The 20,704-nt window shown below is 68.9% G+C and carries 22 protein-coding genes; 11 read left to right on the top strand and 11 right to left on the bottom strand.

Going from position 1 to position 20,704, the window contains the following annotated elements:
• Window positions 1-8: 8 nt before the first annotated feature.
• Together ACQKM2_RS28075 and ACQKM2_RS28070 are read right to left on the bottom strand one after the other, a co-directional pair.
• Window positions 9-221: a hypothetical protein gene (locus tag ACQKM2_RS28075; protein ID WP_427714591.1), complete on the bottom strand. Its 213-nt coding sequence runs from the start codon at window positions 219-221 to the stop codon at window positions 9-11.
• 399 nt (window positions 222-620) lie between these two features.
• Window positions 621-1,760: a magnesium and cobalt transport protein CorA gene (locus tag ACQKM2_RS28070; protein WP_427714590.1), complete on the bottom strand. Its 1,140-nt coding sequence runs from the start codon at window positions 1,758-1,760 to the stop codon at window positions 621-623.
• A gap of 79 nt (window positions 1,761-1,839) precedes the next feature.
• Between ACQKM2_RS28070 and ACQKM2_RS28065 the strand changes: the two genes are divergently transcribed.
• Together ACQKM2_RS28065 and ACQKM2_RS28060 are read left to right on the top strand one after the other, a co-directional pair.
• Window positions 1,840-2,976 carry a winged helix DNA-binding domain-containing protein gene (locus tag ACQKM2_RS28065; RefSeq protein ID WP_427714588.1) on the top strand — a complete coding sequence of 379 codons (1,137 nt, stop codon included), beginning with the start codon at window positions 1,840-1,842 and terminating at the stop codon, window positions 2,974-2,976.
• Window positions 2,977-3,021: 45 nt separating this feature from the next.
• Entirely contained in the window at window positions 3,022-4,701 is a 1,680-nt protein-coding gene (locus tag ACQKM2_RS28060) for an AMP-binding protein (protein WP_427714586.1), read from the top strand.
• Between the two features lie 51 nt (window positions 4,702-4,752).
• On the opposite strand, the gene ACQKM2_RS28055 is transcribed toward ACQKM2_RS28060, so the two are convergent.
• Window positions 4,753-5,241, bottom strand: a complete 489-nt coding sequence (locus ACQKM2_RS28055; RefSeq protein WP_427714585.1) for a glutathione peroxidase — start codon at window positions 5,239-5,241, stop codon at window positions 4,753-4,755.
• Between the two features lie 110 nt (window positions 5,242-5,351).
• Entirely contained in the window at window positions 5,352-6,191 is an 840-nt protein-coding gene (locus ACQKM2_RS28050) for a hypothetical protein (RefSeq protein WP_427714584.1), read from the bottom strand.
• Window positions 6,192-6,458: 267 nt separating this feature from the next.
• Between ACQKM2_RS28050 and gcl the strand changes: the two genes are divergently transcribed.
• Window positions 6,459-8,246: a glyoxylate carboligase gene (gene gcl / locus ACQKM2_RS28045; protein WP_427714583.1), complete on the top strand. Its 1,788-nt coding sequence runs from the start codon at window positions 6,459-6,461 to the stop codon at window positions 8,244-8,246.
• A 602-nt stretch (window positions 8,247-8,848) separates the two neighbouring features.
• Here the strand turns inward: gcl and ACQKM2_RS28040 are convergent.
• From ACQKM2_RS28040 to ACQKM2_RS28025, 4 genes are all read right to left on the bottom strand, one after another.
• Complete coding sequence (locus ACQKM2_RS28040; RefSeq protein WP_427714581.1) at window positions 8,849-9,415, bottom strand: GNAT family N-acetyltransferase; 567 nt, start codon at window positions 9,413-9,415, stop codon at window positions 8,849-8,851.
• 82 nt (window positions 9,416-9,497) lie between these two features.
• On the bottom strand, window positions 9,498-9,926 hold the full coding sequence (locus ACQKM2_RS28035; RefSeq protein ID WP_427714579.1) for an ester cyclase: 429 nt from the start codon (window positions 9,924-9,926) through the stop codon (window positions 9,498-9,500).
• A 173-nt stretch (window positions 9,927-10,099) separates the two neighbouring features.
• Entirely contained in the window at window positions 10,100-11,329 is a 1,230-nt protein-coding gene (locus ACQKM2_RS28030) for a helix-turn-helix domain-containing protein (protein ID WP_427714578.1), read from the bottom strand.
• Window positions 11,326-11,646 carry a putative quinol monooxygenase gene (locus ACQKM2_RS28025; RefSeq protein WP_427714577.1) on the bottom strand — a complete coding sequence of 107 codons (321 nt, stop codon included), beginning with the start codon at window positions 11,644-11,646 and terminating at the stop codon, window positions 11,326-11,328. The genes ACQKM2_RS28030 and ACQKM2_RS28025 overlap by 4 nt, the downstream gene beginning before the upstream one ends.
• Before the next feature lie 136 nt (window positions 11,647-11,782).
• Between ACQKM2_RS28025 and ACQKM2_RS28020 the strand changes: the two genes are divergently transcribed.
• Both ACQKM2_RS28020 and ACQKM2_RS28015 read left to right on the top strand, forming a co-directional pair.
• Window positions 11,783-11,929, top strand: coding sequence for a hypothetical protein (locus ACQKM2_RS28020; RefSeq protein WP_427714575.1), 147 nt, complete (start codon window positions 11,783-11,785; stop codon window positions 11,927-11,929).
• Window positions 11,922-12,176: a hypothetical protein gene (locus tag ACQKM2_RS28015; RefSeq protein WP_427714574.1), complete on the top strand. Its 255-nt coding sequence runs from the start codon at window positions 11,922-11,924 to the stop codon at window positions 12,174-12,176. Before ACQKM2_RS28020 ends, ACQKM2_RS28015 begins: the two co-directional genes overlap by 8 nt.
• Window positions 12,177-12,758: 582 nt before the next feature.
• Here ACQKM2_RS28015 and ACQKM2_RS28010 read toward each other — a convergent pair.
• From ACQKM2_RS28010 to ACQKM2_RS28000, 3 genes are all read right to left on the bottom strand, one after another.
• A complete protein-coding gene (locus ACQKM2_RS28010; RefSeq protein ID WP_427714669.1) occupies window positions 12,759-14,216 on the bottom strand; it encodes a catalase in 1,458 nt (485 codons plus the stop codon).
• Window positions 14,217-14,455: 239 nt separating this feature from the next.
• Window positions 14,456-15,346 carry a 2-hydroxy-3-oxopropionate reductase gene (locus ACQKM2_RS28005; RefSeq protein ID WP_427714573.1) on the bottom strand — a complete coding sequence of 297 codons (891 nt, stop codon included), beginning with the start codon at window positions 15,344-15,346 and terminating at the stop codon, window positions 14,456-14,458.
• A gap of 75 nt (window positions 15,347-15,421) precedes the next feature.
• Window positions 15,422-16,255 carry a TIM barrel protein gene (locus ACQKM2_RS28000; RefSeq protein ID WP_401247885.1) on the bottom strand — a complete coding sequence of 278 codons (834 nt, stop codon included), beginning with the start codon at window positions 16,253-16,255 and terminating at the stop codon, window positions 15,422-15,424.
• A gap of 125 nt (window positions 16,256-16,380) precedes the next feature.
• On the opposite strand from ACQKM2_RS28000, the gene ACQKM2_RS27995 reads away from it, so the two are divergent.
• The 6 genes from ACQKM2_RS27995 to ACQKM2_RS27970 all read left to right on the top strand — a co-directional run bounded on the left by ACQKM2_RS27995 (window position 16,381) and on the right by ACQKM2_RS27970 (window position 20,604).
• A complete protein-coding gene (locus tag ACQKM2_RS27995; RefSeq protein WP_125598709.1) occupies window positions 16,381-16,632 on the top strand; it encodes a thiamine-binding protein in 252 nt (83 codons plus the stop codon).
• A complete protein-coding gene (locus tag ACQKM2_RS27990; protein ID WP_427714571.1) occupies window positions 16,629-17,033 on the top strand; it encodes a helix-turn-helix domain-containing protein in 405 nt (134 codons plus the stop codon). The genes ACQKM2_RS27995 and ACQKM2_RS27990 overlap by 4 nt, the downstream gene beginning before the upstream one ends.
• 147 nt (window positions 17,034-17,180) lie before the next feature.
• Window positions 17,181-17,696: a 2-oxo-4-hydroxy-4-carboxy-5-ureidoimidazoline decarboxylase gene (uraD, locus tag ACQKM2_RS27985; RefSeq protein ID WP_427714569.1), complete on the top strand. Its 516-nt coding sequence runs from the start codon at window positions 17,181-17,183 to the stop codon at window positions 17,694-17,696.
• Between the two features lie 2 nt (window positions 17,697-17,698).
• Window positions 17,699-18,088 carry a hydroxyisourate hydrolase gene (uraH, locus tag ACQKM2_RS27980; RefSeq protein WP_385533518.1) on the top strand — a complete coding sequence of 130 codons (390 nt, stop codon included), beginning with the start codon at window positions 17,699-17,701 and terminating at the stop codon, window positions 18,086-18,088.
• Window position 18,089: 1 nt separating this feature from the next.
• Entirely contained in the window at window positions 18,090-19,013 is a 924-nt protein-coding gene (pucL, locus tag ACQKM2_RS27975) for a factor-independent urate hydroxylase (RefSeq protein ID WP_427714566.1), read from the top strand.
• A gap of 187 nt (window positions 19,014-19,200) precedes the next feature.
• Window positions 19,201-20,604, top strand: a complete 1,404-nt coding sequence (locus tag ACQKM2_RS27970; RefSeq protein ID WP_427714564.1) for an 8-oxoguanine deaminase — start codon at window positions 19,201-19,203, stop codon at window positions 20,602-20,604.
• Window positions 20,605-20,704: the final 100 nt, after the last annotated feature.

Here is a 20,704-nt window from a genome sequence, read left to right as displayed (position 1 = left end):
CCGGGCCGTCACTGCCCAGCCGTGGGCGCGGAGACGGCGGGCTTCGGCGCGGGCTGTTGTTCGGCGGTGCTGTCGCCGAAGCCGAAGACCTGGCCCCAGAGCCACACCACCGCGCACAGACCGGCCACGGCCCAGACGCTCAGACCTTTGGCCTTCCTAGGACCTGGCTTGCGGCGGATGTAGCTGCGCACGCTCACGTATCCGTCCGGAACCTTCGGCATGCTGATTCCCTCCCCATCGGTCCGCGCTATGCGGACCTCCAGATCGGTTGTAGCGGCGACCACTGACAGAACCTGATGCACCGTCATGATCGTGCGGGCGGCAAGGGCGCAAGTCGGCCACGTCTTCGCGAGTCCCCGGCTGACTGCATCGCCCGCTGGCCTGCGCCTAGGCTTTCCGGCTGTATGTCGGGTAGCGGAATTGCAGGGCGGACCGAATGGCCAGTTCCTGCGGAGCGCGGCAGGCGACGACTGCGCCGGGCGGCGCCCCCGTCGATGCGGCGGCGCTGGGCGTGGCCGATCTTCTGCCGCGCATTCTCCCCAGATTCTCCCCACGGGGCCTCTGAGGGTGTGATCCATGGTTCGCTTACGCTAAGTCGATCAAGCTTGCGCGATGCTTTGCTACAGCCAGTCGCGCTTCTTGAAGATCACGTACAGGCTCGTACAGACGACGGCCATCAGCAGGATCGCGAAGGGGTAGCCCGCCGCCCAGTGGAGTTCCGGCATGGTGTCGAAGTTCATGCCGTAGATGGTTCCCACCAGGGTGGGGGCGAAGAGGATGGCCGCCCACGAGGAGATCTTCTTGATCTCCTCGTTCTGTTCGAAGCCGGCCTCCGCCAAGGCGCGCATTTCCGCGTTCTGTTGTTGGGAGACCAGGGTGGCGTTCACCGTGAGGATTTCCGTGAGGGCCTGGCGGAAGCCGTCCACGCGTTCGCTCGTGTGCGTCACGTGGTCGGCGACGTCGCGGAGGTAGCGCTGGAGTTCCTCGTCCGTGCCGTACTTGGCGAAGCCCGCCATCAGGCCGTGGAGCATGCCGACCAGGGGGCGGGTGGCGCGTTGGAACTCGACCATTTCGCGGGAGAGTTCGTAGATGCGGCGGGAGACCTCCGGGTCGCCGCGGAAGACCTCCGTCTCGATCTCGTCCATGTCCGTCTGGACCCCCGCCACGACCGGGGCGTAGCCGTCCACCACCGCGTCGAGGATCGCGTACAGGACCGCCTCCGGGCCCAGGGAGAGGAGGTCCGGGGTCTCCTCCATGCGGCGGCGGACGGCGGTGAGGTCCGGGGCGGCGCCGTGGCGGACCGTGATCAGGAAGTCCGGGCCGACGAAGATGTGGAGCTCGCCGAAGTCCACCTCCTCCAGGGCGTCCAGGTAGCGGGCCGCGCGCAGGACCACGAAGAGGGTGTCGCCGTAGCGTTCCAGCTTGGGGCGCTGGTGGGCCTCCAGGGCGTCTTCGATCGACAGGGGGTGGAGATCGAATTCCGCGGCCAGGGAGTGGAGTTGGGACTCCGTGGGGCGGTGGAGGCCGATCCAGGCCATGCCGTCCGGTTGCTCGCGCAGCAACCGGAAGGTGTCCGCGAGGGTGGTGGGGGAGGCGACCCGGCGGCCGTCGCGGTAGACGGCCGAGTCGATCACGCTCTCGCGGTCCGGGGGTGCCGGGTTGGGGGCCGTCGACGGGGGAGTGGCGGCGGGGCCGGGAGGGCGGAGCCAGCCCGAGCGCCTCGAAGGAGAGGAGGGGCGGCGGTTCGGTCGTTCCGACATCGCTGGTCAGTCTCCGGACGACGAGGGTTGCGGACAGTTGCGGACAGAGGGTGTCCGCGATCGGGGATAGGTTGCCGGTATGGCTTCCAGGACGAGCCCCGTGCTCGACACCCGCGCTCTGAACCGTGCCACGCTCGCCCGCCAGCTGCTGCTGAGCCGCGCCGAGATGTCCCCTGAGGACGCCGTCGCGCACCTGCTCGGACTCCAGGCGCAGAACGTGAAACCCCCCTACTTCCAGCTGCACGCCCGGCTCGCCGGGTTCCGGCCGGAGGAGTTGGCCCGGCTGATGGAGGAGCGGAAGGTGGTGCGGATGGTGACCATGCGGTCCACCATCCACACCCACACCGTCCGGGACGCCCTCGTACTCCGGCCGCTCGTGCAGGGGGCCCGCGACCGGGAGGTGAACTACTTCCGCAAGGGCCTCGTCGGAGTGGACCTGGAACGGCTCGCCCGGCGCGCCCGGGCCTTCGTCGAGGCAGAGCCGCGCACCATGGGCGAGATCCGCGAGGACCTGCTGCTGGAGTGGCCCTCCGCCGACCCGCAGTCGCTGGCCGTCGCCGCCCGCTGCCTGCTCCCGCTCGTACAGGTCACCCCGCGCGGGGTGTGGGGCCGCAGCGGGCAGGTGCGGCTGACCACCCTGGAGTCCTGGACAGGAGCCCGGGAAGAGGAGGGTGAGGGGGAGGGGGAGGGCATCGACGACGTCGTGCTGCGCTACCTGGGCGCCTTCGGGCCCGCCTCCGTCAAGGACATGCAGACCTGGGCCGGGCTCACCCGGCTGCGCGAGGCCTTCGAGCGGCTGCGCCCGCGGCTGGTCACCTTCCGCGACGAGAACGGCGTCGAGCTCTTCGACCTGCCCGACGCCCCCCGCCCCGACGCCGGCACCCCGGCGCCGCCCCGCTTCCTCCCCGAGTTCGACAACCTGCTGCTCTCCCACGCCGACCGCTCCCGCGTGATCCCCCCGGAGGCCAAGGGACGCAGCTGGACCGGGAACCAGGCCCACCGCACCCTCCTCGTCGACGGGTTCCTCGCCGGCCTCTGGCGCATCGACGACACCGGTGACACCGGCGACACCGGCGAACGGCCGCGGCTGACCGTCGAGCTCTTCGGTACGCAGACACGGGCGCGGAAGGACGAGATCGCCGCCGAGGGCGAAGCCCTGCTCACCGGGATGGGCGGCGCGCCCGGACCCGTCCGCTTCGGGTCAATCCACGGCTGACGCCGCCCTGGTGGAGGCCCCTCCCGGCGCGGCACGATGCCTCTCATGACGGAGAACAGCGCCACCGAAAGCTTCCAGGCCGCGCGGGACTTCCTGCTCGAACACCGCGGGAAGTACGACGCCGCCCGCGCCGGCTTCACCTGGCCCCGCCCCGAGCGCTTCAACTGGGCCCTCGACTGGTTCGACCACATCGCGACCGGGAACGGCGCCGACGCCCTGCGCATCGTCGAGGAGGACGGCACCAGCCGCTCCGTCTCCTTCGGCGAGATGAGCGTACGGTCCGACTCCGCCGCCAACTGGCTCCGCGCCCAGGGCGTCGCCGCCGGCGACCGGATCCTCGTCATGCTCGGCAACCAGAGAGAGCTGTGGGAGGTGATGCTCGGCGCGATGAAACTGCGCGCCGTCGTCATCCCCGCCACCCCGCTGCTCGGCCCCGCCGACCTGCGCGACCGGGTCGACCGCGGCCACGTACGCCACGTCATCGCCCGCGCCGAGGACACCCACAAGTTCGACGAGGTCCCCGGCACCTACACCCGCATCGCCGCCGGGACGGAGGTCCCCACCGGGTGGCGGCGGCTGGAGGACATGTACGCCACCGACTGCGACTTCACCCCGGACGGCATCACCCTCGCCACCGACCCCCTGATGCTCTACTTCACCTCGGGCACCACCGCCAGCCCCAAGCTGGTCGAGCACACGCACGCCTCGTACCCGATCGGGCACCTGTCCACCATGTACTGGCTCGGGCTGCGCCCCGGCGACGTCCACCTCAACATCGCCTCACCCGGCTGGGCCAAGCACGCCTGGTCCAACATCTTCGCCCCCTGGAACGCGGGCGCCACCGTCTTCGTCCACAACTACACCCGCTTCGACGCCGAGCGCCTCATGGCCGAGATGGACCGCGGCGGCGTCACCACCTTCTGCGCCCCGCCCACCGTCTGGCGGATGCTGATCCAGTCCGACCTCACCAAGCTGCGGAAGCCCCCGCGCGAGGCCGTCGCCGCCGGCGAGCCGCTGAACCCCGAGGTGATCGAGCGGGTCCGGGACGCCTGGGGCATCACCATCCGCGACGGCTTCGGCCAGACCGAGACCACCCTCCAGGTCGGGAACTTCCCCGGGGCCGAGGTCAAGCCCGGGTCCATGGGCCGGCCGGCGCCCGGGTACGAGATCGTCCTGCTGGACGCCGTCACGGGCAAGGAGTCCCCCGTCGAGGGAGAGCTGTGCGTGGACCTGCGCAGCGCCCCCGCGGGGGTGATGACCGGCTACCGGGACGACCCCGAGCGCACCGCCGAGGCCATGGCCGACGGGCTCTACCGGACCGGCGACATCGCCTCCCGCGACGCCGACGGCTGCCTCACCTACGTGGGCCGGGCCGACGACGTCTTCAAGGCCTCCGACTACAAGATCAGCCCCTTCGAGCTGGAGAGCGCCCTCCTGGAGCACGAGGCCGTGGCCGAGGCGGCCGTCGTCCCCGCACCCGACGAGCTGCGACTGGCGGTGCCGAAGGCGTACGTCACCCTCGCCGCCGGCTGGGAGCCCGGTGAGGAGACCGCCCGGGCGCTCTTCGAGCACTCCCGGGCGGTCCTCTCCCCGTACAAGCGGATCCGGCGCATCGAGTTCGCCGAGCTGCCCAAGACCGTCTCCGGCAAGATCCGCCGGGTCGAGCTGAGGGAGCTCACCGCGGCCGGCTCGACGCGCGAGTACGACGAGGCCGACCTGGGCTGAGCCGGGGCGAGCTGGGCCGGGCCGACCTCGGCCGAGCGCCGCGTACGGGTCTCAGCCCGGCAGCTGCGCCTCGATCGCGGCGATGACCTCGGGGGCCTCGGGCTCGGTGCGCGGGCGGAAGCGCCCGACGACCTCGCCGGCGGGGGAGATCAGGAACTTCTCGAAGTTCCACTGGATGTCCCCCGCCTCACCCTCGGCGTCCGGGGTCTTCACCAGCTCCTGGTACAGGGGGTGCCGGTTCTCACCGTTCACCTCGGACTTCTCCAGCATCGGGAAGGTCACGCCGAAGCCGGCCGCGCAGAAGGTCTGGATGTCCTCCGCGGTGCCCGGCTCCTGCCCGCCGAACTGATTGCAAGGCACACCTATAACGGTGAAGCCCTTCTCCTCGTACTTGAACTGCAGCCGGGCCAGTCCCGAGTACTGGGGGGTGAGCCCGCACTGGGAGGCGGTGTTCACCAGGAGGATGGCCTTGCCCCGGTGGGCCGCCAGGCTGGTGGGCTCGTCGTCCAGGGTCGTCAGCGGGATGTCGTACAGGCTCATCGGGCTCTCCTCGGCAGGCAGGGGCGTCAGGACGATAGGCAAGAAGTCGATACGGCGAGACGCGAGACGTAGGAACAAGAAGTCGTTACGCGTATCAACAGCCCCAGAGCCTAGGCCCCCATTCCCACCAGCCGGTCCGCCGGGTCGTTGACCGGCTGCGGCATGCCCGTCAGGTCCATCACGAACAGCGGTATCCCCAGGTCGTCCGCCCGGCCCCGGGCCTCCTCGGTGTACCCGGCGAGGGAGAAGTAGACGCTGGTCGCCGAGGCCGTCAGACCGTTCAGCCACACGCACTCCACCGCCCGCAGCCCGGCCGGAGCCGTGGTCGGGTCCACCTGCGCCACCACCCCGGGTGCCCGCAGGTCCACCACCGCCGACGGGATCGGCACCTGGTCGGGCTGGCGCACGTCCTGGAAGCCGAGCCAGCGCAGGTACAGCGCGGCGGTGACCACCGCGTCCCGGGCGGTACGGATGGTCACGGGCCGGAACGCCGGCCGCGACACCGGGGACCGCGACCCGGAGCCGGGCCGCCCCGCCCCCGGGCCGGTACGCGGCCCGGCCCCGCCCGCGGTCCGGCCCGGCTCCGCCCGCGCCGGGTCCTCCCGCACGCCGCCCCGCGCGCCCGTGCCCGCGTTCGCGGCATCCGAGGCGTCCCAGCCGGCCGGGGCATCCCCGGCCGGCTGCGCCACCGGGTGCACGGGCACCCGTACGACCATCCCGCAGGAGCCGCAGCCGACCTCCGGGTGCGGCCACTCGCTCTCCCGCCCGCAGGCCGCGCAGCGCACGGTCACCCAGGCCTCCGACCAGTTGCGGTGCGTGAGGGGGACGGGCGGGGCCGCCAGGTCCAGGGGCGGCACGACCGGGCTCCCGCAGGCGCAGGGATAGACCGGGACGCTGTAGCCGTTCTCGCGCCGGCACGAAGGACAGCGCACCGGTACCGCTTCCGCCATGAGACCTGGACCCCCTCCGTCGCTGTGCGTGGGTCCATGCTCCACCACCGGCGACCGCAGGGGGACGAGGACCGGCCGATTCACGCCGATCCGGCTCCGGGCCCTGGTCATTTGTACAACTCGCCGAACGCGATGCGGCTTTTGGTGTGTTCCGGGGTGTCTTACCGCCTTGACGTGCGCGAAGCCGCGCCTTAGCTTGTTCCGTATAGCAGAACAAAAATTCCGGATGACGGAAAAGTCTGACCGCCAGACCCGCAGGAGAACCTGATGCCTCGTATGACAGCCGCCGCTGCCGCAGTTGAGATCCTCAAGCTCGAGGGTGTCGAACAAGCGTTCGGCGTGCCCGGTGCTGCGATCAACCCGTTCTACCGCGAGCTCAAGAACGTGGGCGGCATCGCGCACACGCTGGCCCGCCACGTCGAGGGCGCCTCGCACATGGCCGAGGGCTACACCCGTGCCAAGGCGGGCAACATCGGCGTCTGCATCGGCACCTCGGGCCCGGCCGGCACCGACATGATCACCGGCCTGTACTCCGCCATCGCGGACTCGATCCCGATCCTGTGCATCACCGGTCAGGCTCCGGTCTCGAAGCTCCACAAGGAGGACTTCCAGGCCGTCGACATCGCCAGCATCGCCAAGCCCGTCACCAAGGCCGCCACCACGGTCCTGGAGGCCGCGCAGGTCCCCGGCGTCTTCCAGCAGGCCTTCCACCTGATGCGCTCCGGCCGTCCGGGCCCGGTCCTGATCGACCTGCCGATCGACGTCCAGCTGACCGAGATCGAGTTCGACCCCGAGACCTACACCCCGCTGCCGGTCTACAAGCCGCAGGCCAGCCGCGCCCAGGCGCAGAAGGCGATCCAGTTCCTGCTGGAGTCCGAGCGCCCGCTGATCGTCGCCGGTGGCGGCATCATCAACGCCGACGCCTCCGACCTGCTGGTCGAGTTCGCCGAGCTGATCAACGTTCCGGTCATCTCCACCCTGATGGGCTGGGGCGTCATCCCGGACGACCACGAGCTGGCCGCCGGCATGGTCGGTGTGCAGACCGCCCACCGCTACGGCAACGCCACGTTCCTCGAGTCGGACTTCGTCCTGGGCATCGGCAACCGCTGGGCCAACCGTCACACCGGTTACAACATGGACGCCTACACCAAGGGCCGCAAGTTCGTCCACGTCGACATCGAGCCCACCCAGATCGGCAAGATCTTCGCCCCGGACTTCGGCATCGCCTCGGACGCCAAGGTCGCCCTGGAGCTCTTCATCGAGGTCGCCAAGGAGCTCAAGGCCGAGGGCAAGCTGCCCGACTTCTCCGCGTGGACCGAGTCCGCGCAGGAGCGCAAGGCCACCCTGCAGCGCCGTACGCACTTCGACAACATCCCCCTGAAGCCGCAGCGCGTCTACGAGGAGATGAACAAGGCCTTCGGCCCGGAGACCCGCTACGTCACCACCATCGGTCTCTCGCAGATCGCGGCCGCGCAGTTCCTGCACGTCTACAAGCCGCGCCACTGGGTCAACTGCGGCCAGGCCGGCCCGCTCGGCTGGACCATCCCGGCCGCCATCGGTGCCGCCACCGCGGAGCCCGAGACCCCGGTCGTCGCCCTCTCCGGCGACTACGACTTCCAGTTCATGATCGAAGAGCTGGCCGTCGCCGCACAGCACAAGGTCCCCTACGTCCACGTCCTCGTGAACAACGCCTACCTGGGCCTGATCCGCCAGGCGCAGGGCAACCTGGGCATCAACTTCGAGGTCAACCTCGAGTTCGAGAACATCAACACCCCGGAGATCGGCGTCTACGGCGTCGACCACGTCAAGGTCGCCGAGGGCCTCGGCGTCAAGGCCATCCGCGTCACCGACCCGGACAAGCTGGGCGAGGCCTTCGAGGAGGCCAAGAAGCTGGCGCAGGAGTTCCAGGTCCCGGTCGTCGTCGAGGCCATCCTGGAGCGCATCACCAACATCGCGATGAGCAAGACGGTCGACATGAGCGACGTCACCGAGTTCGAAGAGCTCGCGACCGAGCCGGGCCACGCCCCGACCGCGATCAAGAGCCTCAAGGTCTGATCGCATCCCGTACGTACGCACGCACCCTGCGGCCCCCGTTCCTCCTCCGGGAGGGGCGGGGGCCGCGGTGCGTTGGGGGGTACGGGGCTTGCGGTGCGGGCGCGCTATCTCCCCCTCGACCCCGTGGGGCGGGGCGGTGGTGCGGTGGGCGGTAGCCCCCGGGACGGTCTCAGAGCGGGTTGGGGGTTTCCCGGCAGTCCCATCGTCCTTCCGTGTCGTGCCGGCCTGTAAAGGGCGCTCCCTTCGGTCGCGTCGCTTCGCGATGTCGCTTCGCTCCACCCTTGACAGACCGACCCGCCCCGGAAAGCCGAAAGACTGCCGGGAAACCCCCAAAGAAACGGCACGGTCCAGAGGAGAAGGGACGGGCATCTCAGCGATCAGACGAGGAGCCGGGCGCTGGCCCGCCGGGCATCCGGGCCCCCACGTCTGCGTTTCCGGGCCGGGGGCCCGGCTACCCGCACGAGAGGCCGACCAGAGCGACCTGCGAAGCCCCCAGGCGCAACAGATCGCTACGCGCTCCTCTTTCCTCGGCGGCCGGCGGCCGGCGGCCGTCTGGGGCCGATACCCGCACCACATGGTGATCACAGCGCCGTGGGAAGAGGTCAGGCACCCTGCGGCTTGTCGGCGAGCAGCATCACGTAGTGCAACGGTGCTCCAGGCCACGGGTGGGCGTCGCCCACCTTCTGGTAGCCCCATGCCCGGTACGCGGCCACGGCCGCCTTGTTGTCCGGGTGGACGTTGAGCAGGGCGCGTTCGGCGTCGGTGGTGCCGATCAGGGCGTCGTGCAGGCGGTGGGCGAGGCCCTGGCGCCGCCAGGCGGCGCGCACGGCGAGCTCCATCAGGCCGAAGGTTCTGCGGCCGTCCTCGCGACGCATGTCCTCCGGTACGGGCTCGGTGAGCTGGTCCCACCAAACCGCCTGCGGGCCCAGGCGGATGCCATAGGCCATGCCGACCGGTTCGCCGTCAACGGTCGTAGCCAGGGCTCCGGCGAAGGTGCTGTTGCGGGCCTGGGACCGGAAGCGCCGGAAGGCGACGGCTACGTCCGCTTCGGTCTCGCCGTAGGGCGGTTCGGCGAAGGCCTCGGCGTAGACCAGTCGGAAGGCGTCCTCGGCCTTCGCCGCCGCCGTACCGTCAAGACGCTCGACGTTGAACTGTGCTGACTGGCTCATTCCAGGCCCTCTCATGCGGTCTCCACGGCGCTGTGGGAAGCCGGCGGCGAGCAATCCTCAGTACCTGTTGATCGGGTCTGGATCAGTGCTCAGCAGCCGCTTGCTGTAGCTGGGCGGTGATTCCCTGCCGGTCGATCTGGATCCAGTACTCGACAATGAGTCCGTCCTCGACGCGATAGACCGCGCTGGTCATTGCCGTGACCGGCGCACCGGTCGGCAGATGGCCGTCGACCGGTCCGACGTGCCGCCCGTTCTGGGTCCAGCGGGCGTAGACCCGATCTCCATCGGCGATGAGCTCGTCAACGGTCAGCGTGAAAGCGCCGTATGCGTCGAGCATCTCCTGAACGTGCTCGGTGTACTGCTGCGGTGTGCGCTCCACGACCACCGGTGCCTCTGAGACGACCTGGTGGGCCCGGACCCGGTCGGCCATGAAGCGACCGGCTCGGTCAGGGTGCCGCCCCGAGCGCACCTGCAAGAGGAACTGGTGGACGGTCTCTTTGGCATTGATCATTGGCAAAGTCTGGCATCCCGTTCATGCTGCGGCAGGCGGGGGCGCTCGACGAGATGACCGCTCCCGAAACGTGCGCTGTCGCGGACCAGGTCACGTTGTCGGCTCGGCGTCGACCCCGGCAACCGACACGGAGTGGAGTGGCATTGAGTTCTTCGGCGGGGTGCTCATCGCTCTCAGCCGAGGCTGTCCGTGCGTTCGGCCAGGCCTCTGAGTTCGTCGGACGCGGTACGGCCGGCGCTGAGCACGAGGTCCCTGATGGCCGCCCGGGCCGCAACGTGGGTGTGGACCATTTCAGGTGCCAGTTCTTCGGCGCGCAGTAGGCAGTCCAGCGAGTCCGCATGCTGGCGGCGTTGTGCGTGGGCTCTGCCCATGTCCATCAACAAGCGCGCCTGGCGCTCGGAGGACAAACCGTCCGCGTTGATCCCCTTGCAGAGGTCAAGGGCCTCGCCTGCATCACCGAGTTCGACAGCGGTCGACACGGCCTGAATCTCAACATTCGTGGGGCCGAACTCGAGATGGAAGTCGTTGCGGTCCTCGCCCAGCCGTCGGGCGACGCCTCGGGCGGCCTCGATCTGCTGCCGCGCGGCGGATCTTTCGCCCGCGCGAGCGTGTACGAGTGCCAGCACCAGGTGCAGTGATCCCAGAACGGACAGGTGTTGGGGCTCGCCGGCCGTGGTGTTCTCGAGGGTGGTGATGGCCGTGGTGGCAGCGTGCTCTGCCTGGTCGAGGTGCTGCAGGCGGACGAAGGCGTGGCACAGGCGGTAGATCCCGGCGAACACGTTCAGTGGGTTGCATGAAAGCTCGGCAGCGCGGATCGCCCGGTCAGCGGCGACCCAAGCCGCATCGGCCTCGTGCTGGCGCACGAAAGCCGCAGCCAGGGCTTGATAGGTCCTGGCCAGCAGATCGTGCAGTTCGGGCACGTGCTCAGCCGACGCCGTACGGCAGGCCAGCTCCAGCCTCGGGACCAACGCACCTATTTCCACACTGAGCTCTGCGAACCGAGCGTTGTGCGTGAGGGTCCAGATCGCGCCCACCGACGAACGGAGGGCGGGGAGGTCGTCCGGCTGGAAGCCCTGGCGCGGATTGAGGAGGACATCGAGCGCTGGATGCCCAGACAGCACCAGCCGAGCCTGATCGAGGTCATTCGTCTCCGACGCGGGCGATGGCGTCGCCTCGGCTGGGGGCGGCGCGTCGGGTTGAAGAACCTGGAGCGGCACGCTGAGGCCGCCAGCGAGAAGTCGCAGCACGTCCAGACGGTTGACCGGCTGGATACCCCGCTCGACCTGCGACAGCCAGCTCGCCGTGCGGCCGATGGCCGCAGAGAGTTCTCCCTGCGTCATGCCCTTCTGCTTACGCAGATCGGCCACGCGCGCCCCAAATACGCGCCGCTCCTCGGAACTCACTGCAGTGCCGCCACCTTCCCAGCGATCGCCTCGAGGAACGTGACCTCGACACCGGCAAGGTACTGCTCGCGCTGGGCGAGGAAGTGCTTGGTGTGCGGCTGCGCCTCGTGAGCGTCGAAAGCTTGACGGTCCGCGTACAGCTCGTAGAACACGCGCACCAAGGGCTCACCCTCCGGCACGTGCACCACGTAGGTCAGCGTCCCGGGCTCTGCCTGCTTGATGCCCTCCAGGGTGATCGCGCACAGCTCGTCGAATGCCTTCGCGGCTCCCTGGTCGCGCAGTGAGAAGCGCACGACCAGACCGAATCCCTCGCTCATACGTGCTCCTTTCGAGTCGCAGACAGTCTTGCAGGCACGCAGACATCCTGCGAGTAGCAGATTCTCTTGATTCGCAGAAACACTGCGAGTAGCGTCGTAGTCGCTCTGCTACCGAATGTGAGCAAGGAGGGTGTACATGCCTCAGGCCCCCGTGCACAGCAGCGGCGACAGCCAGTCGAAGGCTGTGGCTGCGGTCATCACGCCGAGCGCGGATCTACTCGATCGGGCGTTGGCCGGCTGGGAGCGCTTCCTCGACACCTTCGAGGCGGAGTCCGATGAGTGAGTGCTACGAATACGTCCCTCACCGCCTCCTCCACCGACGTGTGCGCGACATTGCCTCCGGTGTCGAGGGCGTCCTGATGGCTGTGATCAACGAGAACGTCTCGGATACCGGCATCGAGCGCTGGATGGAGCTTGCCTACATCCGCGGCGCCTCCGGGCGCGAGTTCACCACCGCAGCCTCCAACGTCGAACCCGCCCCACACCAGCCCCGGACGGTCGCCGGCCGCCGAGATCCGAGGAGCGCGTAGCGATCTGCGGCGCCTGTCGGATTCCTGGGCTGCTCGGACGATGGGACTGACGGGAAGCCCCCACGCTTCTCTGAGACCGTCCGCGGGGATCCCGCCCCCGCACCCCCGGCCCGCAGACAAGGGGGCGGGTGGGCAACCCCCGCCCCACCCCACGGGGTCGAAGGGGAGATAGCGGGCCCGCACGGCACCCCCCCCCAACACACAACAAAGAGCCGAGTCACGGGACCGTCCGTGACTCGGCTCTCTGGTTGTTACCGCCCGACGGAGCGAGGCTGGCGCGACAGGACGTTCGCACCGCCGGGCGGAGTCGGAAGGTTCTCCTCTATATAGAGGGGGCCCTGTGCGTGGCCCCTCTATATAGAGGAGTGGCTGGGACCGTGGCGGTCGGGCGACGAGAACTCCGGCACCGTCTCCCTCAGGTCAAGAGACGGGCCTCGGAACCCATTACCACCGCACTGGCTCGCTCGCCCGCCACGGTCCTCGTCCTGCCCCCACCGCGTACCACCCCTCATCCGGGTCCGCGGTGCGGGCTCGGCACCCGGGGCCTGACCTCCCGTCAGGCCCCCGGTGCAGCTTTTGGGCTCAGGCGTCGCGCAGGGCGCGGACGGCCTCCTCGACGCGCTTGCCGTAGTCGGCGTCGGCGGCGTGGAAGTGAGCCAGGTTCTTCTCGATGACGTCCTCGAGGGTGACCTGAGACAGGCCGCCGGCGATGTTCGCCACCAGGCGCTGCTTCTCGGCCTCCGACATCAGGCGGTAGAGCTCACCGGCCTGGAAGAAGTCGTCGTCCTTGGTGTGGGCCGGGGCCTCGTGGGTGCCCGTGTAGCCGGAGACGGCCTTCGGGGCACCGAGGGCTATGCCGGTCTCGGCGGGGCCCTGGTACGAGTTGGGCTCGTAGTTCTTGTCGGTGCGCGAACCGTTGCGCAGCGCCATCACGCCGTCGCGGCCGTAGTTGTCGGCCTTCGTCGCCTTCGGGGCGTTGACCGGCAGCTGGGTGTGGTTCACACCGAGGCGGTAGCGCTGGGCGTCGGCGTACGCGAACAGGCGGCCCTGGAGCATCTTGTCCGGCGAGGCGGTGATGCCCGGGACGAAGTTGTTCGGGGAGAAGGCGGACTGCTCGACCTCGGCGAAGACGTTGTCGGGGTTCCGGTCCAGGACCAGGCGGCCGACGCGCTGCAGCGGGTAGTCCGAGTGCGGCCACACCTTGGTGAGGTCGAACGGGTTGAAGCGGTAGTCCGCGGCCTCGGCGGCCGGCATGACCTGGACGTAGAGGGTCCAGCTCGGGTTCACGCCGCGCTCGATCGCCTGGAGCAGGTCGGTCTGGTGCGAGTTGGCGTCCTGGCCGACGAGCTCGGCGGCCTGCTCGCCCGAGAGGCAGCGGATGCCCTGGTTCGTCTTGAAGTGGTACTTGACGAAGAAGGCCTCGCCCTGGGCGTTGGTCCACTGGTAGGTGTGGGAGCCGTAGCCGTTCATGTGGCGGTAGGACGCCGGGATGCCGCGGTCACCCATCAGCCAGGTGATCTGGTGCGTGGCCTCGGGGGCGTGCGCCCAGAAGTCCCAGACGTTGTCCGGCTCCTGCTTGCCCGTGAAGGGGTCGCGCTTCTGGGAGTGGATGAAGTCGGGGAACTTGATCGGGTCCTTGATGAAGAACACCGGGGTGTTGTTGCCGACGAGGTCGTAGTTGCCCTCTTCGGTGTAGAACTTGAGCGCGAAGCCGCGCGGGTCGCGGACGGCGTCCGCGCCACCGAGGGAGTCGGCGACGGTGGAGAAGCGCAGGAAGGTCTCGGTCTTCTTGCCGACCGTGTTCAGGAACGCCGCGCTGGTGTACGCGGTGACGTCGTCGGTCACCTCGAAGTAGCCGTACGCGGCAGAGCCGCGGGCGTGCACGACGCGCTCCGGGATGCGCTCGCGGTTGAAGCGGGCGAGCTTCTCAAGGAGCTGCTGGTCCTGGATCAGGAGCGGGCCACCGACGCCGGCGGTGGCGGAGTTCTGGTTGTCGGCGACCGGGGCGCCGGACTCGGTCGTCAGCGTGCGCTTCGACATGGTGACCTTCCGTACGGGGAACTGCTGACGGAAATCGTCTTCCGTCATGCGGAACAGCCTAATTTCGGCGTGAACGCGACGTCAACAGTTTGTTTAAAAGAAAGAGAGAGGAGAGGTGATCCGGACGGTGCCGGCGCTTGGGCGCGACAGGACAGGTGTCAGCACCGGCACCATCCGGAAACTCAGGCCCCCGTCAGGGCGGGGGGAGGGCGGCCCGGGGGAGCGGGCCGCCGCGGGGATCAGATCTGGGCGCCGGAGAGGCGCTCGACCGCACGCAGCAGCGCGGAGTGGTCCAGGCCGCCGTCACCCTGGGCGCGCAGCGAGGCGACCAGCTGGGCGACGACCGCGCCGACCGGGAGGGCCGCACCGACGTTGCGGGCGGCGTCGGTGACGATGCCCATGTCCTTGTGGTGCAGGTCGATCCGGAAGCCGGGCTTGAAGTCGCGGTTCAGGAAGTTGTCCTTCTTGCGGGTCAGGACCGTGGAGCCGGCCAGACCGCCGTTGAGGACGTCGAGGGCGGCTTCGAGGTTCACGCCGGACTTCTCGAGGAAGACGACGGCCTCGGCGCACGCCTGGATGTTCACCGCGACGATGAGCTGGTTGGCGGCCTTCACCGTCTGGCCGGAGCCGTGCGGACCGCACAGGACGATGACCTTGCCGAGGGTCTCGAGGATCGGGAGCGCGGCGTCGAAGTCGGCCTGCTCGCCACCCACCATGATCGACAGTACGGCCTCGATGGCGCCGGCCTCGCCGCCGGACACCGGGGCGTCGATGACGCGGATGCCCTTCTCGGCGGCGTTCTTCGCCAGGTCGACGGAGGTCTGCGGGGTGATCGACGACATGTCGATGATCAGCGCGCCGGACTTGGCGTTCTCGAGGATGCCGTTCGGGCCGTAGTTGATGGCCTCGACCTGCGGGGAGGCGGGCACCATCGTGATGATGACGTCGGCGTCGGCGACGGCCTCGGCGATCGAGCCGGCCGCGGAGCCGCCGGCGGCGGCCAGGCGGTCCAGCTTGTCCTGCTCCAGGGTGAAGCCGGTGACCGAGTAGCCGGCCTTGAGGAGGTTCTCGGACATGGGGGAGCCCATGATGCCGAGACCGATCCACGCGATCTTGGGGAGGTTGCTCATGATGAGGGTCCTTCTCTTAATGCTTCGTACGAAAAGTGCGTGAGGTGCCTGGCCGATCGCCCGGACTTCGTCCTCTTACTTGGCGGCGCGGGCCTCGGCCGGGAGCCAGGCGAAGGACGCGGCGGCGTCGGCGGCCTTGTACTCCAGGCCGACAAAGCCCTGGTAGCCGGCCTTCTTGAGCTGGTCGAGGAGGTCCTCGAGGGGCAGCTCGCCGGTGCCGGGGGCACCGCGTCCCGGCTTGTCCGCGATCTGGACGTGCCCGGTCTTGGCGGCGTACTTTTCGATGACCTCGGAGAGGTCCTCATCGTTCATCGCCAGGTGGTACAGGTCGAGGAGGAACTTGGCGTTCCCGAGGCCGGTGGCCTCGTTCACCTTGTCCACCACCTCGATGCCGGCCGGGGCGCTCACCAGGGGGTAGAGCGGCGACTCGGGCTTGTTGAGGGTCTCGATCAGGAGGATCGCACCCACGCGGTCCGCGGCCTGGGCCGCGACGACCAGGTTCTTCAGGGCCAGCTCGTCCTGGACCGCCGGGTCCACGCCTTCGACGCGGTTGCCGTACAGGGCGTTGAGCGCCTTGCAGCCGACCGAGGCGGCGAAGTCGGCCGCCACGTTGATGTTGGCGTTGAAGCGGTCCGACTCCTCGCCGGGGACCGATACCGCGCCGCGGTCCGGGCCCGGCAGCTGGCCGGCGTAGAAGTTCAGGCCCACCAGCTGGGTGCCGGCGTCCTCAAGAGCCTTCTTGAGGGCGTCCAGCTCCTCCTGAGCGGGGGTGGGGGTTTCGATCCAGGGCCACCACAGCTCGACCGCGGTGAAGCCCGCCGCGGCGGCGGCCGCGGGGCGCTCCAGGAGCGGGAGTTCCGTGAAGAGGATCGACAGGTTCACATCGAAGCGCTGGTCCGTGTATCCCATGAGGGGTGTGCGCTCCTTCCGTATTGCGGAAGTTATTTTCTGCTTGATGGAAGATTGCAAGCAGAGCGTCTGACTTGTCAAGTGCGGACTCCCGGAATCTCACGACCGCCCGGTAGCTTGACGACGTGCGATTGAGAGTTGAGTTCACGACCGAGCCCTTCGACCTCGAAGAGGCTCCCGCCCACGCCGTGGCCGCCCGCGAGGTCATCCAGAAGGCCGAGCTGGACGCGGTCGACGTCGGCCCGTTCGGAAACACCGCCGAGGGCGACTCCGACCGGGTGCTGACCGCCGTCGCCGCGCTGCTGCGCGACTCCCTGGACGCCGGCGCGACGCGCGTCTCGCTCCAGGTCAATGTGATCGGGGAGGACGGCGCATGACCGAGCCCCGCGACCACCCCTTCGTCGCCGCGGTCAAGCCGCTGGTGGACGCGATGGGCGGCGAGATGATGGACCCGTCCCTGGCGGAACCCGACGACGTCGTGCTCGCGTGGGAGGGTCAGGAGCTGCTGGCCGTGCGCCTGCCCCAGCTCTCCGACTCGCTGGACCGCATCCTTGCCGTGCTGGAACGCCGGCACGGCGTACCGTTGGCACAGCTGGACCGCAAGGCCAAGCAGGACGTGGTGCGCATACTGGAGGCGCGGGGCGCGTTCTCCGTGCGGCACGGTGTGGAAACGGTCGCGAGCGCCCTGGGCGTAAGCCGCTTCACGGTCTACAACTACTTGAACCGGGACGCCGCCGCTCAAACGAAGGCCGCGAAGACAGCCAAGAGTGAAGGCTGATTAACCCGTGGTGACGAGCCGCCGCCCAATTCACCCGGGCGGCGGCTTTTGTGTACGGGAAATTTCAACAAAGTGTTGACGCCGTGTTGCCGAGGGCGTTAGCTATGCGCAGCCCGTCAAAGCAACAACAGGCCACGGAGGCCTACCGTGACTTCGAGTCCGACCCCGGGTCTCACCCGGTTCAACGCCTTGGACGACAGCGCGGCCACGGCCGAGCTGCACGAGGTGTGCGCCAGTTCGGCGTGGGGGAGCAAGATGCTCGCCCAGCGCCCCTTCACCACCGTCGACGCCCTGTTCGCCGCCAACGAGTCCGCCATGGCGGAGCTCACCGCGGAGGACCTGGGCGAGGCGATGGGAGGCCACGCGCCGATCGGCCGGCCGAAGCCGGGAGACCCGACCTCCGCCCGCGAGCAGCGTGGCATGGCCGGTGCCTCGGAGGAGCTCAAGAACGAGCTCCTGGAGCTGAACCTGGCCTACCAGGAGAAGTTCGGCCACGTCTTCCTCATCTGCGCCACCGGTGCGACCGGTGAGTTCATGCGGGACGCGGTTAAGGTCCGGATCGACCACACCGCCGAGCAGGAGCGAGAGATCGCCCGCGGCGAGCTGGTGAAGATCAACCGGATCCGCCTGACCCGCCTCGCCGAACTCGCAGAAGGAGAGTGACCATGAGCACCGAGACCACCGCGTCGGTGTCCACCCACATCCTGGACACCAGCATCGGCCGTCCCGCCGAGGGCGTCGCCATCTCCCTGTCGGCCCGCGCGGGCCTCGACGGCGAGTGGGCGGCCCTGGGCGGCAGCGCCACCGACGCCGACGGGCGCTGCAAGGACCTGCCGGCCCTGCCGGAGGGCACCACACACGTGCGTCTCGACTTCGAGACCGAGACGTACTTCGCAAAGAAGCAAGCCGAGGCGCAGCAGGACGCCCCCCGCGTAAGGGACAGCGGTGCGTTCTTCCCCGAGGTAACCATCACCTTCGCGGTGAACCCGGGCGAGCACTACCACGTACCGCTGCTGCTCAACCCGTTCGGCTACTCCGTTTACCGAGGGAGCTAGCATGGCCACGATTCTGGGCCAGAACCAGTACGGCAAGGCAGAGAACCGCGTCGTCAAGATCACGCGGGACGGCGACACCCACCACATCAAGGACCTGAACGTCTCGGTCGCCCTCTCCGGCGACATGGACGACGTCCACTACTCCGGCTCGAACGCCAACGTCCTGCCGACGGACACCACCAAGAACACGGTGTACGCGTTCGCCAAGGAGTACGGCATCGAGTCCGCCGAGCAGTTCGGCATCCACCTGGCGCGTTGGTTCGTCAACAGCCAGGAGCCGATCCAGCGCGCCCGCATCCGGATCGAAGAGTACGCCTGGGACCGCATCGCGACCTCGGACGCCAACTCCAAGTTCATCGGCGCCGACGAGGTCAACCACTCCTTCGTCCGCCAGGGCATGGAGACCCGCGTCACCCAGATCACGTACGACGGCCAGAACTGGGAGGTCGTCTCCGGCCTCAAGGACCTGATCGTCATGAACTCCACGAACTCCGAGTTCTGGGGTTACGTGAAGGACAAGTACACGACCCTGCAGGAGGCGTACGACCGCATCCTGGCCACCCAGGTGTCGGGCCGCTGGCGCTTCAACTGGACCGACGACGAGCAGCGGATGCCCAACTGGGAGAAGTCCTACGCCGAGACCCGGAAGCACATGCTCCAGGCCTTCGCGGAGACCTACTCCCTGTCGCTGCAGCAGACCCTGTACCAGATGGGTTCGCGCATCATCAACCACCGTTCGGAGATCGACGAGGTCCGCTTCTCGCTCCCGAACAAGCACCACTTCCTCGTCGACCTGGAGCCCTTCGGCCTCAAGAACGACAACGAGGTCTACTTCGCCGCGGACCGCCCGTACGGTCTGATCGAGGCGACGGTCCTCCGCGACGGCGCTGACGCCCGCATTCCCGTGGACATGACCAACCTCTAAGCAGTGCACGCGCGTCCCGGGGCTCCGCAGTGGCCCCGGGGCGCGACACCCCCACAACTTCCTGAATCGGCACCCGGACCAGCACACGGGGCGGCAGTACTGTCAGCTGTCAGGCCCCCGGATCCGGCACTCAAATCCCCTGGGTTTTGCCGTGCCCGCACCGCCACTGAAAGCACGAGGAAGTCCCATGGCAGCATCGGCAGCCCATGACAGCGCCGTAGAGCGCATCGTCATCGAGAACTGTGCGATCGCGACGGTCGACGCGAACGACACCGAGTACGCCTCGGGTCACATCGTCATCGCCGGCAACAAGATCGAGTCCATCGGCGCGGGCAAAGCCCCCGAGAACCTCGACAACGTCGTCCGCCGGATCGACGGCACCGGGCACCTCGTGACCCCCGGTCTGGTCAACACGCACCACCACTTCTACCAGTGGATCACGCGTGGCCTGGCCACCGACCACAACCTCTTCAACTGGCTCGTCGCGCTGTACCCGACCTGGGCGCGCATCGACGAGCAGATGGCGTACGTGGCCGCGCAGGGCTCCCTGGCCGCGATGGCCCGCGGCGGTGTCACCACCGCGATGGACCACCACTACGTCTACCCGAAGAACTCCGGCGACCTCTCCGGCGCGATCATCCGCGCCGCGTCCGAGATGGGCGTCCGCTTCACCCTCGCCCGCGGCTCCATGGACCGCAGCGAGAAGGACGGCGGCCTGCCGCCGGACCACGCCGTCGAGACCCTTGAGGGCGCCCTGGCGGACACCGAGGCGACCATCAAGAAGTTCCACGACGCCTCCGCCGACTCGATGACGCAGGTCGCCGTCGCCCCGTGCTCCCCCTTCTCGGTCTCCACCGAGCTGCTGAAGCAGGGCGCCGAGCTGGCCCGCCGCCTGGGCGTGCGCATGCACACGCACGGTTCGGAGACGGTCGAGGAGGAGAAGTTCTGCCACGAGCTCTTCGGCATGGGCCCGACCGACTACTTCGAGTCGACCGGCTGGCTCGGCGAGGACGTGTGGATGGCGCACAGCGTCCACATGAACGACTCCGACATCGCCGCGTTCGCCCGCACCAAGACCGGTGTCGCGCACTGCCCGTCCTCCAACGCCCGTCTGGCCGCCGGCATCGCCCGCGTCCCGGACATGCTGGCCGCCGGCGTCCCGGTCGGCCTCGGCGTGGACGGCACCGCCTCCAACGAGTCCGGTGAGCTGCACACCGAGCTGCGCAACGCGCTGCTGATCAACCGTCTGAACCCGGTGCACCGCGAGGCCGCTCTCAACGCCCGCCAGTCGCTGCGCCTCGGCACCTACGGCGGCGCCCAGGTCCTCGGCCGCGCCGACAACATCGGTTCGCTGGAGGTCGGCAAGAACGCCGACCTGGTGCTGTGGAACCTGAACACCTTCCTGCACTCCTCGATCGCCGACCCGGTCACCGCGCTCGTCTTCGGTGCGGCCGCCCCGGTCACCGCCTCGTTCGTCAACGGCAAGCAGATCGTCGAGAACAACCGGCTGCTCTTCGCGGACGAGGAGGCCATCGCGGTCTCCACCCGCGAGGAGGCCCAGCGCCTGGCGCGGATCTCCGCCCAGGGCTGATCTCCCCAGCGACCGCTGGGGCACCGAGCGCACCGAGCTGGACGGCACGGGCAACGTCAAGGGCACCGGCCGGTTCACGGACTGGACGTCCCAGACGGTG

Origin of the sequence: Streptomyces sp. NPDC004126 (assembly GCF_050275515.1) — a bacterium.
GTDB lineage: Bacteria > Actinomycetota > Actinomycetes > Streptomycetales > Streptomycetaceae > Streptomyces.
Note: the sequence above shows the minus strand (reverse complement) of the source record. Positions and strands in the feature narration are given on the sequence as shown.

Excerpts from the sequence above, each read along its gene's own strand:
- ACQKM2_RS28075 (WP_427714591.1), bottom strand. The coding sequence starts at position 221 with ATGCCGAAGGTTCCGGACGGATACGTGAGCGTGCGCAGCTACATCCGC.
- ACQKM2_RS28070 (WP_427714590.1), bottom strand. The coding sequence starts at position 1,760 with ATGTCGGAACGACCGAACCGCCGCCCCTCCTCTCCTTCGAGGCGCTCG.
- ACQKM2_RS28065 (WP_427714588.1), top strand. The coding sequence starts at position 1,840 with ATGGCTTCCAGGACGAGCCCCGTGCTCGACACCCGCGCTCTGAACCGT.
- ACQKM2_RS28060 (WP_427714586.1), top strand. The coding sequence starts at position 3,022 with ATGACGGAGAACAGCGCCACCGAAAGCTTCCAGGCCGCGCGGGACTTC.
- ACQKM2_RS28055 (WP_427714585.1), bottom strand. The coding sequence starts at position 5,241 with ATGAGCCTGTACGACATCCCGCTGACGACCCTGGACGACGAGCCCACC.
- ACQKM2_RS28050 (WP_427714584.1), bottom strand. The coding sequence starts at position 6,191 with ATGGCGGAAGCGGTACCGGTGCGCTGTCCTTCGTGCCGGCGCGAGAAC.
- gcl (WP_427714583.1), top strand. The coding sequence starts at position 6,459 with ATGCCTCGTATGACAGCCGCCGCTGCCGCAGTTGAGATCCTCAAGCTC.
- ACQKM2_RS28040 (WP_427714581.1), bottom strand. The coding sequence starts at position 9,415 with ATGAGCCAGTCAGCACAGTTCAACGTCGAGCGTCTTGACGGTACGGCG.
- ACQKM2_RS28035 (WP_427714579.1), bottom strand. The coding sequence starts at position 9,926 with ATGATCAATGCCAAAGAGACCGTCCACCAGTTCCTCTTGCAGGTGCGC.
- ACQKM2_RS28025 (WP_427714577.1), bottom strand. The coding sequence starts at position 11,646 with ATGAGCGAGGGATTCGGTCTGGTCGTGCGCTTCTCACTGCGCGACCAG.
- ACQKM2_RS28020 (WP_427714575.1), top strand. The coding sequence starts at position 11,783 with ATGCCTCAGGCCCCCGTGCACAGCAGCGGCGACAGCCAGTCGAAGGCT.
- ACQKM2_RS28015 (WP_427714574.1), top strand. The coding sequence starts at position 11,922 with ATGAGTGAGTGCTACGAATACGTCCCTCACCGCCTCCTCCACCGACGT.
- ACQKM2_RS28010 (WP_427714669.1), bottom strand. The coding sequence starts at position 14,216 with ATGTCGAAGCGCACGCTGACGACCGAGTCCGGCGCCCCGGTCGCCGAC.
- ACQKM2_RS28005 (WP_427714573.1), bottom strand. The coding sequence starts at position 15,346 with ATGAGCAACCTCCCCAAGATCGCGTGGATCGGTCTCGGCATCATGGGC.
- ACQKM2_RS28000 (WP_401247885.1), bottom strand. The coding sequence starts at position 16,255 with ATGGGATACACGGACCAGCGCTTCGATGTGAACCTGTCGATCCTCTTC.
- ACQKM2_RS27990 (WP_427714571.1), top strand. The coding sequence starts at position 16,629 with ATGACCGAGCCCCGCGACCACCCCTTCGTCGCCGCGGTCAAGCCGCTG.
- uraH (WP_385533518.1), top strand. The coding sequence starts at position 17,699 with ATGAGCACCGAGACCACCGCGTCGGTGTCCACCCACATCCTGGACACC.
- pucL (WP_427714566.1), top strand. The coding sequence starts at position 18,090 with ATGGCCACGATTCTGGGCCAGAACCAGTACGGCAAGGCAGAGAACCGC.
- ACQKM2_RS27970 (WP_427714564.1), top strand. The coding sequence starts at position 19,201 with ATGGCAGCATCGGCAGCCCATGACAGCGCCGTAGAGCGCATCGTCATC.